Here is a 15,545-nt window from a genome sequence, read left to right as displayed (position 1 = left end):
ACCCCTGCAGGTCAGGAGGCCCCGCTCTCCCCGTCGTCGACGGGCGAGGGCGGGGCCTCCTCCATGTGCCGGCGCTCGAGCCGGTTGATGACCTTCTTCACCACGAAGACCGCCACCACGAACAGCGCGATGGCGCCGACGAAGAGGTAGCCGGCCCAGTGCAGCTCGCGCGAGAGCTCGCGGTAGCCCCCGGCGGCGGCGCTGCCGACCGAGACGTAGGCGAGCGACCAGAGGATGCACGCCGGCACCGTCCAGGCCATGAAGCGGCGGTAGCGCATCGGGCTCATGCCCACCGTGAGCGGGATGAGCGAGTGCAGCACGGGGATGAACCGCGACAGGAAGACGGCGATGCCCCCGCGCCGGGCGAGGTAGGTCTCGGCCCGCACCCAGTTCTTCTCGCCGAGCCGCCGGCCGAGCCTCGAGGCCCGCAGCCTCGGGCCGAACCAGCGCCCGATGGCGAAGCCGATGCTCTCGCCGGTGAGGGCGCCGATGATCACCACGATGACCAGCGACGTGTATTCAAGTGGCCCTTCGACGCCGGTCGCGGCCACCAGCACGACGCTGTCGCCGGGTACCACCAGCCCGATCAGGATGCTCGTCTCGAGCATGATCGCCAGCCCGGCCAAGAGGGTTCTGACCAGGGGATCTACCGACTGGACCGTATCCAGCACCCAGGACAGCGCCTCGTTCATGCTTGTATTCCACACCGCATGCCCGACACTCTAGCGGAGCGACCATGGGAATCGCCGATGGGTTTGGAACCTTGTATACAAGCAAGCTAAACTGAGGGTGTCGCAATCCACTGCGACGGCAGCGTGGCCTCACTTCCCACGCAAGGAGTACAGCGTGAACGAGCTGCTCGACCCCCTGATCCTCTCCCGCTGGCAGTTCGGCCTCACGACGATCTACCACTTCCTCTTCGTGCCCCTGACGATCGGGCTCGCGGTCACCGTGGCGATCTTCCAGACCGCCTGGGTGCGCACCGACAAGGAGAAGTACCTCCAGCTGACCCGGTTCTTCGGCAAGATCTTCCTGATCAACTTCGCCATGGGCGTCGTGACCGGAATCGTGCAGGAGTTCCAGTTCGGCATGAACTGGAGCGACTACTCCCGTTTCGTCGGCGACGTCTTCGGCGCCCCGCTCGCCCTGGAGGGCCTGCTCGCCTTCTTCCTCGAGGCCACCTTCATCGGCCTCTGGATCTTCGGCTGGGACCGGCTGCCGAAGAAGCTCCACCTCGCCAGCATCTGGATCGCGGCGCTCGGCAGCGTGCTCTCGGCGTACTTCATCATCGCGGCGAACGCCTTCATGCAGAACCCGGTCGGCTTCCGCATCAACGAGGTCAAGGGCCGCGCCGAGCTGACGGACATCTGGGCGCTGCTGACCAACAAGGTCGCCCTCGCCGCCTTCCCGCACACGATCTTCGCCTGCTTCATGGTGACCGCCGGCCTGATCATCGCCGCGGCGGCCTGGCACCTCTCCCGCAACCAGCACCTCGAGACGATGCGCCCCGCACTGAAGTTCGGGCTCTGGATGATGGTGATCGCCGGCGGCCTCACCGTGCTCACCGGCGACCAGCTCGGGCTCGCGATGGTCGAGACCCAGCCCATGAAGATGGCGGCCGCCGAGGCGCTCTACAACACCTCGACGGGGGCGGCGGCATCCTTCTCGATCTTCACGCTCGGCACGCCCGACGGCACCAGCGAGCTGTTCTCGATCCGCATCCCGTACCTGCTCTCGTTCCTGTCGACGCACACCTTCGACGGGACGGTCGAGGGCATCAACGACCTGCAGGCGCAGTACGTGCAGGCGTACGGCCCCGGCGACTACACGCCCACGGTCTGGATCACCTACTGGGCCTTCCGCTGGATGATCGCGCTCGGCCTGCTGCACGTGCTGATCGCCGTCGCCGGCCTCTGGCTCACCCGCAAGGGCCGCGACCCGAAGTGGCGCTGGATGTGGCGGGTCGCCGTCTGGGCCTTCCCGCTCTCGCTCGGCGCCATGATCGTCGGCTGGATCTTCACCGAGATGGGCCGCCAGCCCTGGATCGTGTTCAGCCTGCTGAAGACCTCCGACGCCGTCTCGCCCGGCATCTCGGGGCTCGACGTGCTGATCTCGCTGATCGCGTTCACCGCGGTCTACGGCACCCTCGCGGTCGTGGAGTTCCGGTTGATCAAGAAGGCCATCCAGAAGGGGCCCGAGGCGGCCCCCGAGCCCGACCCCGAGACCGGCGAGCTCCAGCACACGGCCACGGTCTACTAGGCCGGGAGAGACAACATCATGGACCTGACCATCTTGTGGTTCTGCATCGTCGGCTTCCTCTTCGTGGGGTACTTCGTGCTCGACGGCTTCGACTTCGGCGTCGGCATGTCGCTGCCCTTCCTCGGCAAGGACGACACCGACCGGCGCGTGCTGATCAACACCATCGGCCCCGTCTGGGATCTCAACGAGACGTGGGTGATCGTCGCCGGCGCCGCCCTGTTCGCCGCCTTCCCCGAGTGGTACGCCACGCTGTTCAGCGGCTTCTACCTGCCGCTGCTGCTCATCCTGATCGCCCTGATCCTGCGCGGCGTCTCGTTCGAGTACCGCCACCAGCGCCCCGAGAAGGCCTGGAAGGCCCGCTTCGACCGGATGATCGTGGTCGGCTCGGCGGTGCCCGCCTTCCTCTGGGGCGTGGCCTTCGCCAACATCGTGCAGGGTGTGGCGCTGGATGCGAACCACGACTACACGGGCAGCGTCTTCGACCTGCTGAACCCCTACGCCCTGCTCGGCGGCCTCACGACGCTGCTGCTCTTCTTCACCCACGGCGTGGTGTTCGTCTCGCTGAAGACCGACGGCGACATCCGGGCCCGCGCGCGCACGCTCGCCACCCGCTCGGGGGCGGTGACGATCGTCGTCGCGGCGACCTTCCTCGTCTGGACGACCCTCGCCTACGGCAGCCTGCTCTCTGCGGTCTTCGCGCTCGTCGCCGCCGTGGCGCTCGTCGTCTCGTTCCTCGCCAACCTGCGCGGCCGCGAGGGCGCCGCGTTCGCGCTGATGGCCGGCACCATCGGCTTCGCCGTGCTCAGCCTATTCGCCTCGCTCTTCCCCGACGTGATGCCGGCGTCGAACGACGCGGCGAACAGCCTGACGATCGAGAACGCCTCCTCGTCGGCCTACACGCTGCAGATCATGAGCTGGGTGGCGCTGATCTTCCTGCCGCTGATCCTCGCCTACCAGGGCTTCACCTACTGGATCTTCCGCAAGCGGGTCACCCGCGCCCACATCCCGGTCGAGGCGGCACACTAGTACCGTGCGTCCCGTCGATCCCCGACTCCTCCGATACGCGGCGTCGGCCCGGGCGTTCTTCGCGGCCGGCGGTGTGCTGGCGCTCGGGCAGACCGCGGCGATCATCGCCTTCTCCTGGCTGGTCACGCAGGTGGTCGTCGGCGCGATCGCCGGTTCGTCGCTGCCGGCGCTGACCCCGTGGATCGGCGCGCTCGCCGCGGTCGTGGCCCTGCGCTTCGCCCTCGGCTGGCTGGCCGAGTACAACGCGGCCCGAGGCGCGGCCGTGGTGAAGAGCGAGCTGCGCCGCCGTGTGCTCGCCGCCGTCACCCGGCTCGGCCCCGGCTGGCTCGGCGGCCGCAGCAGCACCGCGGTCGGCGTCACCGCCGGGCCGGGGCTGGACGCCCTCGACACCTACTTCTCGAAGTACCTCCCGCAGCTCATCCTGACGGCGATCGCGATGCCGCTCGTGGTGCTCGTGATCTGGTCGCAGGACTGGATCTCGGGCCTCACGGTCACCCTCACCCTGCCCCTCATCCCGATCTTCATGATCCTGATCGGCTGGGCCACCCAGACCGTGCAGCAGCGCCAGTTCGAGAAGCTGACCCGGCTCTCCACGGCCTTCCTCGACGTGGTGGGCGGGCTGTCGACGCTGACGGTCTTCGGGCGGCAGCACCGGCAGGCCGCCCGCATCCGCACCGTCACCGAGGAGTACCGCTCGCAGACCATGAAGGTGCTGCGGGTGTCGTTCCTCAGCGGCTTCGCGCTCGAGCTCGCCGCGAGCCTGTCGGTGGCGCTCGTGGCGGTCTCGATCGGCGTGCGGCTGATCGACGGCAGTCTCGGGCTCGGCGTGGGGCTGTTCGTGCTGCTGCTCGCGCCCGAGGCGTTCCTGCCGCTGCGCAACGTGGGGGCGCAGTTCCATGCGGCGGCCGACGGGGTGGCGGCGTCGACGTCGGTGTTCGAGATCCTCGACGAGGCGGCGGGTTCGGCTGGGGCGGGTGCTGGTGCGGCGGCGACGGATGCGCGGTCGGCGGCTCCCGTCGGCGCCCCTGCTGTGGCCTCCTCGGCCGGGGCCCCGGGTACGGCCGGCCTCGAGGTGCGGGGGCTCGGTGTGCGGTACGGGGAGACGGTGGCGTTCGCGGGGCTCCAGGCGAGCATCCGTCGCGGTGTGGTCATGGCGGTCACCGGGCCGAGCGGCAGCGGCAAGACCTCCTTCGTGAACGCCTTGCTCGGTTTCGTGCCGGTCGAGGGGCGGATGCTCGTCGGCGGCCGTGACGTCACCGACGACCCGGCGCCGCGGCCCTGGCTCGCCTGGGCAGGGCAGCGCGCCGCGCTCGTGGAGGGCAGCGTGCTCGAGAACGTGGCGCTCGGCGACGACGCGCCCGACGCTTCACGGGCACGGGCGGCGCTCGACCTCGTGGGAGGGGCGGGCATCCGTCTCTCGGAGCGGATCGACCCGCGCGGCGGCGGGCTGTCGGGCGGGCAGGCGCAGCGCGTGTCGAGCGCGCGGGCCGTGTACCGGGCCCGGGCGCTCGACTGCCCGGTCGTGGTGTTCGACGAGCCGACGTCGGCGCTGGACGCCGGGACGGAGGCGGAGTTCATCCGCAGTCTGCGCGCACTGGCCGAGGAGGGCCGCGCCGTGATCGTGGTGAGCCATCGGCCCGCGGTGACGGCGTCGGCCGACGAGCGGCTGGTGTTCGCGGCGCCCGTGCCCGCGCGTCCTGTGGCCGAGCAGGCTGTGGCCGCGCATCCGCTCGTCGCGCCGGCCGGCGCCCGCGGAGGTGCCGCGTGAACCGGCGGGAGGTGCTGCGGCTCGCGCAGCCGCCGCTGCTGCGCTTCGCGCCCGGGGTGGCGCTCGGGCTGCTCAGTGCGCTCTGCGCCGTGGGGCTGCTCGGGGTGTCGGCGTGGCTGATCACGCGGGCGGCCGAGCAGCCGCCGATCCTGTTCCTCTCGGCCGCGATGGTGGGGGTGCGGGCGTTCGCTCTGGGGCGGGCGACGTTCCGGTACCTCGAGCGGCTCGTGGGGCACGACGCGGCGTTCGCGACCATGCCGGCGCTGCGGGTGGGCGTGTACGAGCGGCTCGTGCCGGTCGCGCCCGACGGGCTGGGGTCGGCGCGGAGCGGGGACCTGCTGAGCCGGCTCGTGTCGGATGTCGACGAGCAGCAGAACCTGCCGCTGCGGGTCGTGCAGCCGCTCGTGGTGTCGGGGCTGACCTCCGCCGCCGTGGTCGTCGTGGTGTGGCTGCTGCTGCCGGCCGCGGGGCTCGTGCTGCTGCTGTCGCTGATTGCCGCGCTGCTCGTCGGCACCGTGCTGAACGCAGCCCTTTCGGGACGGGCCGAGCGCTCGCTCGCGGGGCTGCGCGGGCGGCACCGGGCGGCGCTCGCCGACTACCTGACGAACCTCGACGTGCTGGTCGCGTACGGGGACGACCGGGCTGCGCTCGCTCGGCTGGACGAGGCCGACGCCGCGCTGACGGCCGCGTCGCGGCGGCGGGCCGTGGGGGCCGGGGCGACCGCGGCTGCCGTGACGTTCTTCGCCGGGCTCGCGACCGTGCTGACGCTCGTGGTGGGGGTGCCGGCGCTCGGGGCAGGGGCCGTCTCGGGCTCCGGCGGGTTCGACGGGCCGGCGCTCGCCGTGGTGGCGCTGGTGCCCCTCGCGGCCTTCGAGGTGTTCGCGATGATCCCGCTGGCCGCGGGGGCGTGGCGGCAGGTGCGGGCGAGCGCCGACCGGATCGCGTCGGTGGTGCCGTCCGGTGTGCCGGCGTCCATCCCCGTCGACGGGCCTTCTGCGGTCCGACCGGCACCCGCGGTCTTCACGAGCCTGTCCCTGCGCGAGGTCACGGCGAAGTGGCCCGGAGCCTCCTCGCCGGCGCTGGCGCCGGTGTCGCTCGACCTCGTCCCGGGCGACCGCGTGCTCGTGCGCGGAGCGAGCGGTGCGGGCAAGACCACGCTCGCTCACGTGCTCGTGCGCTTCCTCGAGTACGGCGGCAGCTACCGGCTGAACGGGCACGAGGCGCGGGAGTACCCCGTCGACGCCGTGCGCCGGGTCGTCGGGCTGTGCGAGCAGCGGCCGCACCTGTTCGACGACGACATCCGCCAGAACCTGCTGTTCGCGCGCGACACCGCCACCGACGACGAGCTGCTCGCCGTGCTCGACCGCGTCGGGCTCGGGTCGTGGGTGCAGGCGCGCGGCGGGCTGACGGCGCGCGTGGGGGAGCGGGGCGCCCTCGTCTCGGGCGGGCAGGCGCAGCGCCTGGCGCTCGCCCGGGCGCTGCTCGCAGGCTTCCCGGTGCTCGTGCTCGACGAGCCGACGGCCAACGTCGACCCCGAGCAGGCCGACGCGCTGCTCACCGACCTGCTCGCGGCGGCGGCCGGCGAGTCGCGCGCCGTGCTCCTCGTCTCGCACACGCCCGTGCCGTCCGCGCTCGTGACCCGCACTCTCACGCTGTCGCCGCCGGTCGACTCGGCGCGACCCGTCCTCTAGATCACGTCCTGCAGAGCGCGTCGGCGGATGCGCGGCGGGTCAGAGGGGGCGGGAGAGGGCCGCGAGGCGGCGGCGCCAGGTGGCCGCGCGGGAGGGGCGGGCCGAGGTGGCCGGGCCGCCGATCCAGCTGTCGACCACGGTGATGCCGTGCAGGGCGCTGACCGACCAGACCTCGCAGCCTGCGAGATCCGCCGGGCGGGCCCGCTCCTCCACGACCCGGGTGCCCGTGGCGGTGGCGATCAGACGGATGCTCCGGGCCGTCACGCTCGCCACCCGAGGGAGGTCGCCCGCCGGCGCGACCAGCGTCTCGTCGCGCCACCACAGCAGCGCCGACGTGCTGCCGTCCACCACGAGGCCGTCGCGGAGCAGCACCAGCTCGTCGGCCCCGTCCTCCTGGGCGGCGGCGCGCAACGCGAGCAGCGCCTCGAGGTCGGGGCCCTTCGTGCGCGGCACGGTGCGCGGGTCGGGCCCGGCGTGGGTCGCGAGCACCGTCGTGGTGCGAAGGCGCGGGGCGACTCGGACGCGCAGGCGCAGCTGGGGGCCCGAATCCGTCTGCGCCAGTTCGACCCGCGGGAAGAGGGCGGTTCCGGCGTAGGAGCGGAGGCGGCCCACGGCGGCGCCCCAGAAGGTCTCGGCGTCAACGTGCATCCGCTCGCCCGTCGCCGCGAGGAACCGCTCCCGGTGCGTGTCGAGCGCCCGCACCCGGCCCTCGGGGGAGACGTACCAGGAGTCGGCCGCCGCGAGCGCATGGTGCGGGGCGAGCCCGGTCTCGACCAGGGCGCCGTTCTGCCAGGCGAAGGCGGCGGGGGCTTCGGCCACGGGGCGGCTCCTCTCGGCGGTGCCTTCAACGCTAGTGCAGCGGTGTCGGTGCGGGCGGGCATCCGGAACCACCCGCTGCGAACCGGGCGCCCGGCGGGAACACGGCCGCATTCGCTACTGTTGTTCACTGGTGCGCCCTGCGCGCCTCCCCAGCGACCCACCCTCTGGTACCAGCTGCCGACCCCGGTGGTGTGCCGCGCCAGCAACGAATGAGAGTCATCGTGAACACCTCTGCCCCCGACGGACGGTCGGGCGACCACGGTCAGCCCGACGACGAGCGCGACGGCGCCGAGCGCTACGACTTCCGCGCCCTGCAGGACAGGTGGCTGCCGGTCTGGGAGGAGCAGAAGCCCTTCCGCACCGACATCGAGGGCGACAAGCGCCCGCGCAAGTACGTGCTCGACATGTTCCCGTACCCCTCGGGCGACCTGCACATGGGGCACGCCGAGGCCTACGCGCTCGGTGACGTCGTGGCGCGCTACTGGCGCCAGCAGGGCTTCAACGTGCTGCACCCGATCGGCTGGGACTCGTTCGGCCTGCCCGCCGAGAACGCCGCCATCAAGCGCGGCCTCGACCCGCGCCAGTGGACCTACGACAACATCGAGCAGCAGCACTCGAGCTTCAAGAAGTACGCCGGCTCGTTCGACTGGGACCGCGTGCTGCACACGAGCGACCCCGAGTACTACAAGTGGAACCAGTGGCTGTTCCTGAAGATGTACGAGAAGGGCCTGGCGTACCGCAAGGCCAGCTGGGTCAACTGGGACCCGGTGGACCAGACCGTGCTCGCAAACGAGCAGGTGCTGCCCGACGGCACGTCCGAGCGCTCGGGCGCCGTCGTGGTGAAGAAGAAGCTGACGCAGTGGTACTTCCGCATCACCGACTACGCCGACCGGCTGCTGGACGACCTGAAGCAGCTCGAGGGCACCTGGCCCGCCAAGGTGATCGCGATGCAGCGCAACTGGATCGGCCGCTCGATCGGCGCCGACGTCGACTTCGCGGTCGAGGGGCGTTCGGAGCCCGTCACCGTGTTCACGACGCGGCCCGACACGCTGTACGGGGCGACGTTCATGGTGGTCGCACCCGACTCCGACCTGGCGATCGAGCTGGCCGCGGGGTCGCCCTCCGCCGAGGTTCGCGACCGCTTCGCGTCGTACCTGGCCGAGGTGCAGAAGTCGTCGGAGACCGAGCGTCAGGCGACCGACCGGCCGAAGACCGGCATCTTCCTCGAGCGCTACGCGATCAACCCGGTCAACGGCGAGCGCCTGCCGATCTGGGCGGCCGACTACGTGCTGGCCGACTACGGCCACGGCGCCGTGATGGCCGTGCCCGCGCACGACCAGCGCGACCTCGACTTCGCGCGCGCCTTCGGGCTGCCCGTGCGGGTGGTCGTCGACACGCTGGCGCCGGTGACCGGCGTCATCCCCGTGCTCGACCCCGATGACTTGCCCGAGCTGGAGGACCTGAACCCCGGCACCACCGGCATCGCGCTGGCCGGCGAGGGGCGCCTGATCAACTCGGGGCCGCTGGACGGGCTGTCGAAGTCGAACGCCATCCGCAAGATCATCGAGATCCTCGAGGCGGCGGGCACCGGGCGGCCGGCCAAGAACTACCGGTTGCGCGACTGGCTGATCTCGCGGCAGCGGTACTGGGGCACGCCGATCCCGATCATCCACGGAGCGGATGGCACCGAGTACCCGGTGCCCGAGGACCAGCTGCCGGTCGAGCTGCCGCCGACCGAGGGGCTCAACCTGACCCCCAAGGGCTCGTCGCCGCTCGGAGCCGCCGACGACTGGGTCAACGTGCCCAACCCCGTCGACGGCTCGCCCGCGCGCCGCGACCCCGACACGATGGACACCTTCGTCGACAGCTCGTGGTACTTCCTGCGCTTCCTGTCGCCGAACGACTCCACGCAGGCCTTCGATCCGCGCGAGGTCGACAAGTGGGCGCCGGTCGACCAGTACGTCGGCGGCGTGACGCACGCGATCCTGCACCTGCTCTATGCGCGCTTCATCACGAAGGTGCTGTTCGACCTCGGCTACGTCTCGTTCACCGAGCCCTTCAGCGCGCTGCTGAACCAGGGCATGGTGCTGATGGACGGCTCGGCGATGTCGAAGTCGAAGGGCAACCTGGTGCGGCTGTCCGACCAGCTCGACGAGCACGGTGTCGACGCGGTGCGCCTCACGATGGCCTTCGCCGGGCCTCCGGAGGACGACATCGACTGGGCCGACGTGTCGCCGGCCGGGTCGGCGAAGTTCCTGGCGCGGGCGTGGCGGCTCGTGCTTTCCGTGACTTCTCCGCCTTCGGTGAACTGGCGCGAGGGCGACCGCGCGCTGCGGCGCCAGACCCACCGCTTCCTCGCCGAGGCGCCGGGCCTGATCGAGGCGTTCAAGTTCAACGTCGTCGTCGCGCGCCTGATGGAGCTCGTCAACGCGGCCCGCAAGGCCATCGACTCGGGCCCGGGCGGTGGTGACCCCGCCGTGCGCGAGGCCGTCGAGACGATCGCCCTCGGGCTGTCGCTGTTCGCGCCCTACACGGCCGAGGACATGTGGTCGCGCCTCGGCTACGAGGCCTCCGTCGCCAACTACGGCTGGCGCAAGGCCGACCCGTCGCTGCTCACCCAGGACCTCGTGACCGCGGTCGTGCAGGTCGACGGCAAGGTGCGCGACCGGCTCGAGGTCTCGCCCAAGGTCGAGGGCGCCGCGCTCGAGGAGTCGGCGCGGGCGCTGCCCTCGGTGCAGCGGGCGATCGGCGACCGCACGGTCGTGACCGTCGTCGTGCGGGCGCCGCGGCTGGTGAACTTCGTCACCAAGCCTTCCTCGTAGGGAGTTCTCCACAGGTTCTTCTTCCGCGTCTCGGGGTGGGGGCGGCGTTCGTAGGGTGACGGCATGTCACTGCCTGCGGCGCCGCCCCCTTCGTCGTCCTCCCCGTCCTCTCCGTCATTTCGGGTGCGGGTGGGCGTGGGGGCGGCTGTCGTCCTGGTGGTGGCGGCGCTGGTGGCGTCGGTGCTCGTGACGGCGCTCACTCCGGTGGGCGCGACGACGGTGATTCCGGATGCTCGTGCCGGCGGTTCTCCCGCCGCCTCCGCTGCTCCATCCTCCGCTGCTCCGGCCTCGCCGGGTGTCCCACCCACCTCGTCGCTCACCGATCCGGCTGCTCCGGCGGCGCCGCCCCTGCTCGTCCACGTGCTGGGCGCCGTCGGTGCGCCGGGCGTGTACCAACTCGCCGCCGGCTCGCGGGTCGTCGACGCCGTGGCCGCCGCGGGCGGGTTCGCGCCGACCGCCGACAGCGCCTCGGTCAACCTCGCGCGCCCGCTCGTCGACGGGGAGCAGCTGCGGGTGCTCGCCGTGGGGGAGACCCCGCCCGCGCCGCTGCCGGGTGCGCCGGTCGCCGCGGCCCCGGGAGCTGCCGACTCGAGTGCGGGCTCCGGTGCGGGCTCGGGTGCCGCCGCCCCGGGTGGGGCGCCCACCCTCGTCGATCTCAACACCGCCACCGAGATCGACCTCGACACCCTGCCCCGCATCGGCCCGGCGATGGCCACCCGCATCGTCGCCTACCGCGACGCCAACGGCCCCTTCGCCTCGATCGACGACCTCCTCCAGATCCCGGGCATCGGCGACAAGACCCTCGAGTCCCTCCGACCGCTCCTCACCCTCTGATGTCCGCCGCCCCCACCGCCCGGCCGGCCGTCTCCCCGGCGGTCGCCGGGCCTTCGCGCACGCCTCACGCCCGCCGACCTTTCCACGGCGCCGACGGCCGCCCAGCGTGCGCGACGAACCCTCGGCAACCCGATGACCGGTAACCTCGACCTGCGTCTCGCACCCGCCGCGGCAGCATCGTGGCTGACGGCGTGGATGCTCGGTCCCTGCGAAGGCCGGGTCGCAGCCGTGGCGGCCGCGGTGGCGTGGCTTGTCGCCGCCGGTTCCACCCTTGCCCTCGTGATGAGAAGCAGCCGGCACCCACACCACCCGTCCCGGGCAGGACGTCGCGGGCTTCGCGTTGTGGTTCCGGTGGCCGCGCTCGCGGTCGCTGCGGTGGCGCTCGTGGCGACGGCGGTGGCCGCCGGGGATGGGCTGCGGCGGCCCGGGGAGCTGGATGCCGGGCATCCGCGGCAGGGGAGTGCCGTGCTGATCGTGACCGGCGCGCCGCGGGTGGCGCAGTCGGGCTTCTTCGGCACCGGCGACGGAGACGGAGCGGACGGCGAGCGGATGCGGTTCGACGCCGAGCTGCGGGGGTTCAGTGCGGGAGGGCGGAGCACCGCCGCCCGGGCTCCCGCGCTCGTGTTCGCCACGGTCGACGATGCCGCCGAGCTGACGATCGGCACGAGCATCCGCGTCGAGGGCTCGCTCGCACCCCAGCCGAGGGGTGAGTCGCACGACTACCTCGTGTTCGGCCGCGCGCCGCCCGAGGTGCTCGAGCCCCCGCCGCCGACGCTCGCCTGGGCGGCCACGGTGCGCACCGCGTTCCGCAGCGCCACGGCCGCGCTGCCCGGCGACGGCGCCCAGCTGCTCACCGGGCTGGCGATCGGCGACGACAGCCGCGTCACCGACGACCTCGTCGACGACATGACGGTCTCGGGTCTGACCCACCTCACCGCCGTGTCGGGCGCGAACTGCGCCATCGTCGTCACCGCCGTGATGCTCGTCGGGGGAGCCGCCGGGCTCGGTCGGCGACTCCGCATCGCCGTGTCGATCGGCGTGCTCGCGCTCTTCGTCGTGCTCGTGACGCCCGAGCCGAGCGTGCTGCGCGCCGCCACGATGGCCGTGATCGTGCTCGCCGCACTGGCGGCGGGGCGTCCGGCGGCGGGCATCCCGCCGCTCGCGCTCTCGGTGGTCGTGCTGCTCGCCCTCGACCCCTCCCTCGGGCGCAGCGCCGGCTTCGCCCTCTCCGTGCTCGCCACGGGCGGTCTCCTCGTGCTGACCCGCCCGCTGGCGGCCCTCGCCACTCGCGTGATGCCCCGGCCGCTGGCCCTCGCCCTGGCCGTGCCGGCTGCAGCGCAGCTCGCCTGTCAGCCGGTGCTCTTCCTGCTCGCCCCGCAGCTGACCCCGTACACGCTGCCGGCCAATCTGCTGGCCGAGCCGGCCGCCGCCCTGGTCAGCGTGCTCGGCCTGGTGGTCTGCCTCGTCGCGGTGGTCGCCCCGGGCCTCGCGGCGGTGCTGGCCTGGCTGCCGTGGCTGCCCTCCGCCTGGATCGCCGCCGTCGCCCGCTTCTTCGCCCGCGCCCCGTTCGCCGCCGTCCCCGTGCCCGACGGCGCCCTGGCCGCCGCCGGGGCGGTGCTCGCCGTGCTGCTCATCGGCACGGCCGCCCTGGTGGCACCCCGGCGGCCCCGCCTGGCGCGGTCGGCGGGCCTCGTCGTCACGCTGGGCCTCGTGGTGGCCACCGGGTCACTCGCCGGCGGACAGCTCGCGCGCCTCACCTCGATGCCGCCCGACTGGCACCTCGCCGCCTGCGACATCGGCCAGGGCGACGCCGTGCTCGTCCGCAGCCGCGGCCAGACGGCGCTCGTCGACGTCGGCCCCGACCCCGAGCCGCTCACCGCCTGCCTCGACCGCCTCGGCATCCACCGCCTCGACCTGCTCGTGCTGACGCATTACGACCTCGATCACGTCGGCGGCCTCGACGCCGTCCTCGGCCGCGTCGACCGCGCCCTCGTCGGCCCGCCCGACGGCCCCCACGACGAGCGGATGCTCGCCCGCCTCCACGACGCCGGAGCCGACGTCGTCCCGGCCCGCCGCGGCCTCACGGGCGCCCTGGGCGACGACCGCTGGGAGGTGCTCTGGCCGCGCCCCGGCACGCCCCTCCGCGGCAACGACGCCAGCGTCACCCTCCTCGTCACGGGCACGCTCCGGATGCTCTTCCTCGGCGACCTCGGAGAGTCCGCCCAGCGCGGGGTCGACGCCGGCGCCGCCCTCGGCCCGCTCGACGTCGTCAAGGTCGCCCACCACGGCAGCGCCGACCAGAGCCCGGAGCTCTACGCCGAGGCCGACGCGACCCTCGGCGTCATCTCGGTCGGAGCCGACAACACCTACGGCCACCCCACCGACCGGCTCCTCGGCCTCCTCGGCCGCACGGGCACCCGCCCCCTCCGCACCGACCTCGGCGGCCTCACCCTGATCTCCGGCACCCCCGCGTCCCTCCGCATCTGGACCGAGCATCCCGCCCCGCCCTGACCTGCCGAGCCGGGGTGTCGCGGCGCCGGGGCAGGGCGTCGGTGGGGGCCGGTAGGCTGGCGGGGGAGTTCGAGAAGGGGTGGTCATGGCCGTCGCACGCGGGAGCAGGTCGCCGTCGAAGGCGGCGAAGCCGAGCGCCAAGGTCGCCATTCCACAGCTCGAGTGGAACCAGGTGCGCCCCGCGCCCGTGGTGCTCGTGTCGGGCACCGAGACGTTCCTCGCCGAGCGGGCCATCCGGCAGCTGCGCGACCTGGTCAAGGCCGAAGACCCGAGCCTCGAGATCACCGACATCGAGGCCTCGTCCTACGGGCCGGGGGAGCTGCTGTCGCTCGCCAGCCCGTCGCTGTTCGGGGAGCCGCGGCTGATCCGCGTGGCCGGGGTCGAGAAGTGCACCGATGCGCTGATCGAGGACGTCATCTCCTACCTCGCGTATCCGGCCGACGACGTCTACCTCGTTCTGCGGCACGGCGGCGGCGTGCGTGGCAAGAAGATGCTCGAAGCGGTGCGGGCCGCGTCGGGAGTGGCGATCGAGATCGTCTGCGCCGAGATCAAGCGCGACTCCGACCGGTACGAGTTCGCGTCGGCCGAGTTCCGGGCGCTCGGCAAGCGCGTGTCGCCGGGGGCGATCCGGGCGCTGGTGTCGGCGTTCAGCGACGACCTCGCCGAGCTGTCCGCGGCATGCGCTCAGCTCGCGTCCGACTCCGCCGAGGAGATCACCGAGGTCACCGTCGAGCGCTACTACGCGGGGCGGGTCGAGACGAACGCCTTCGCGGTGGCCGACTCGGCCATTGGCGGGGCGTACGGGGACGCGCTGGCGCTGCTGCGGCACGCGCTGGCGTCGGGGGCCGATCCGGTTCCGATCGTGGCGGCGTTCGCGATGAAGCTCCGCACCATGGCGAAGGTGCTCGGCACCCGCGGCGGCTCGGGCCAGCTCGCGGGGCAGCTCGGCATGGCGCCGTGGCAGATCGACCGCGCCCGCCGCGACGTCTCGGGCTGGACGGGCGAGGGCCTCGGCCGCAGCATCCAGGTGCTGGCCGAGACCGACGAGTCGATCAAGGGCGCCGGCCGCGACCCGGTCTTCGCCCTCGAGCACATGATCGGCGTCGTCTCCTCCCGCGGCACCCTCTAGCCCCGCGGCACACCCTCGAACGCCGCGCCACCCCGCGCCACCCTCTGACCCGCGGGGCACGCTCTAGCCCCTGCGGCACCCTCTAGCCCGCCTAGCCCCCGCGGCACCCTCTAGCCCCCGCGCCACCCTCGAACCCCGCGCCACCTCTAGCCCCGCGGCCGCTGACACGCGCCCGTCATTCCGCACCCGAACGCGCGCCGGTGACGCGCGTGCCGCGACGGTGCCCGCCCGGGAACGGCGAAGGGCCCCGCCGGAGCGGGGCCCTTCAGTGCCCGGAGGCCAGGTGCGGTGCCGAAGCACCCGCGGCGCGCGAAGCGCCGCCCGCAACGCGCGAGGCGCCGCGCAGGGCTCAGAGAGCCGCGACCTGCTTGGCGATGGCCGACTTGCGGTTCGCCGCCTGGTTCTTGTGGATGACGCCCTTCGACGCAGCCTTGTCGAGCTTCTTGGTGGCGAGGGTCAGGGCCGACGCGGCCTTGTCCTTGTCGCCCGAGACGACGGCGGCGCGGGTGGCGCGGATGGCGGTCTTGAGCTCGCTCTTGACGGCCTTGTTGCGCTCCTGGGCCTTCTTGTTGGTGCCGATGCGCTTGATCTGCGACTTGATGTTTGCCACGGAAATAACCTCTGTATCTGTTCGGATGAGTGCGGTGCGATGGTCCGCTGCGGCCGGGCCGCGGATGGAGCCACTC

At 72.7% G+C, this 15,545-nt stretch carries 11 protein-coding genes; 8 read left to right on the top strand and 3 right to left on the bottom strand.

Going from position 1 to position 15,545, the window contains the following annotated elements; genetic code table 11:
- Positions 1 to 11 precede the first annotated feature (11 nt).
- Positions 12 to 692: a DedA family protein gene (locus ITJ64_RS00350; RefSeq protein ID WP_194678810.1), complete on the bottom strand. Its 681-nt coding sequence runs from the start codon at positions 690 to 692 to the stop codon at positions 12 to 14.
- Between the two features lie 154 nt (positions 693 to 846).
- On the opposite strand from ITJ64_RS00350, the gene ITJ64_RS00345 reads away from it, so the two are divergent.
- From ITJ64_RS00345 to cydC, 4 genes are read left to right on the top strand one after another with little or no spacing between them, the layout of a single operon-like run.
- Positions 847 to 2,259 (top strand): cytochrome ubiquinol oxidase subunit I, encoded by a 1,413-nt coding sequence (locus ITJ64_RS00345; protein ID WP_194678809.1) that lies wholly within the window; start codon positions 847 to 849, stop codon positions 2,257 to 2,259.
- 18 nt (positions 2,260 to 2,277) lie between these two features.
- Positions 2,278 to 3,285, top strand: a complete 1,008-nt coding sequence (gene cydB, locus ITJ64_RS00340; protein WP_194678808.1) for a cytochrome d ubiquinol oxidase subunit II — start codon at positions 2,278 to 2,280, stop codon at positions 3,283 to 3,285.
- 4 nt (positions 3,286 to 3,289) lie between these two features.
- Positions 3,290 to 5,053: a thiol reductant ABC exporter subunit CydD gene (cydD, locus tag ITJ64_RS00335; RefSeq protein WP_194678807.1), complete on the top strand. Its 1,764-nt coding sequence runs from the start codon at positions 3,290 to 3,292 to the stop codon at positions 5,051 to 5,053.
- Positions 5,050 to 6,744, top strand: coding sequence for a thiol reductant ABC exporter subunit CydC (gene cydC / locus ITJ64_RS00330; RefSeq protein ID WP_194678806.1), 1,695 nt, complete (start codon positions 5,050 to 5,052; stop codon positions 6,742 to 6,744). Before cydD ends, cydC begins: the two co-directional genes overlap by 4 nt.
- Positions 6,745 to 6,783: 39 nt before the next feature.
- Here cydC and ITJ64_RS00325 read toward each other — a convergent pair whose 3' ends face one another.
- Positions 6,784 to 7,563, bottom strand: a complete 780-nt coding sequence (locus tag ITJ64_RS00325; RefSeq protein ID WP_370544972.1) for an aminotransferase class IV — start codon at positions 7,561 to 7,563, stop codon at positions 6,784 to 6,786.
- Positions 7,564 to 7,772: 209 nt separating this feature from the next.
- Here ITJ64_RS00325 and leuS point away from each other — a divergent pair, with 209 nt between their 5' ends.
- From leuS to holA, 4 genes are all read left to right on the top strand, one after another.
- On the top strand, positions 7,773 to 10,385 hold the full coding sequence (gene leuS, locus ITJ64_RS00320) for a leucine--tRNA ligase (protein WP_194678804.1): 2,613 nt from the start codon (positions 7,773 to 7,775) through the stop codon (positions 10,383 to 10,385).
- A 63-nt stretch (positions 10,386 to 10,448) separates the two neighbouring features.
- Positions 10,449 to 11,219 (top strand): ComEA family DNA-binding protein, encoded by a 771-nt coding sequence (locus tag ITJ64_RS00315; RefSeq protein WP_194678803.1) that lies wholly within the window; start codon positions 10,449 to 10,451, stop codon positions 11,217 to 11,219.
- A 351-nt stretch (positions 11,220 to 11,570) separates the two neighbouring features.
- Positions 11,571 to 13,730, top strand: a complete 2,160-nt coding sequence (locus ITJ64_RS00310) for a ComEC/Rec2 family competence protein (RefSeq protein ID WP_194678802.1) — start codon at positions 11,571 to 11,573, stop codon at positions 13,728 to 13,730.
- Between the two features lie 85 nt (positions 13,731 to 13,815).
- Positions 13,816 to 14,859, top strand: coding sequence for a DNA polymerase III subunit delta (gene holA / locus ITJ64_RS00305; RefSeq protein WP_194678801.1), 1,044 nt, complete (start codon positions 13,816 to 13,818; stop codon positions 14,857 to 14,859).
- A gap of 349 nt (positions 14,860 to 15,208) precedes the next feature.
- Here the strand turns inward: holA and rpsT are convergent, their stop codons facing one another.
- Positions 15,209 to 15,469: a 30S ribosomal protein S20 gene (rpsT, locus tag ITJ64_RS00300; RefSeq protein ID WP_194678800.1), complete on the bottom strand. Its 261-nt coding sequence runs from the start codon at positions 15,467 to 15,469 to the stop codon at positions 15,209 to 15,211.
- Between the last annotated feature and the right edge of the window lie 76 nt (positions 15,470 to 15,545).

Source organism: Herbiconiux sp. VKM Ac-1786 (assembly GCF_015350805.1).
In the GTDB taxonomy this organism is placed as follows: Bacteria; Actinomycetota; Actinomycetes; order Actinomycetales; family Microbacteriaceae; genus Herbiconiux.
Note: the sequence above shows the minus strand (reverse complement) of the source record. Positions and strands in the feature narration are given on the sequence as shown.

Bases quoted from the DNA above. Each gene is read 5' to 3' on its own strand.
- cydB (WP_194678808.1), top strand. From the start codon at position 2,278: ATGGACCTGACCATCTTGTGGTTCTGCATCGTCGGCTTCCTCTTCGTG.
- ITJ64_RS00315 (WP_194678803.1), top strand. From the start codon at position 10,449: ATGTCACTGCCTGCGGCGCCGCCCCCTTCGTCGTCCTCCCCGTCCTCT.
- holA (WP_194678801.1), top strand. From the start codon at position 13,816: ATGGCCGTCGCACGCGGGAGCAGGTCGCCGTCGAAGGCGGCGAAGCCG.
- leuS (WP_194678804.1), top strand. From the start codon at position 7,773: ATGAGAGTCATCGTGAACACCTCTGCCCCCGACGGACGGTCGGGCGAC.
- ITJ64_RS00350 (WP_194678810.1), bottom strand. From the start codon at position 692: ATGAACGAGGCGCTGTCCTGGGTGCTGGATACGGTCCAGTCGGTAGAT.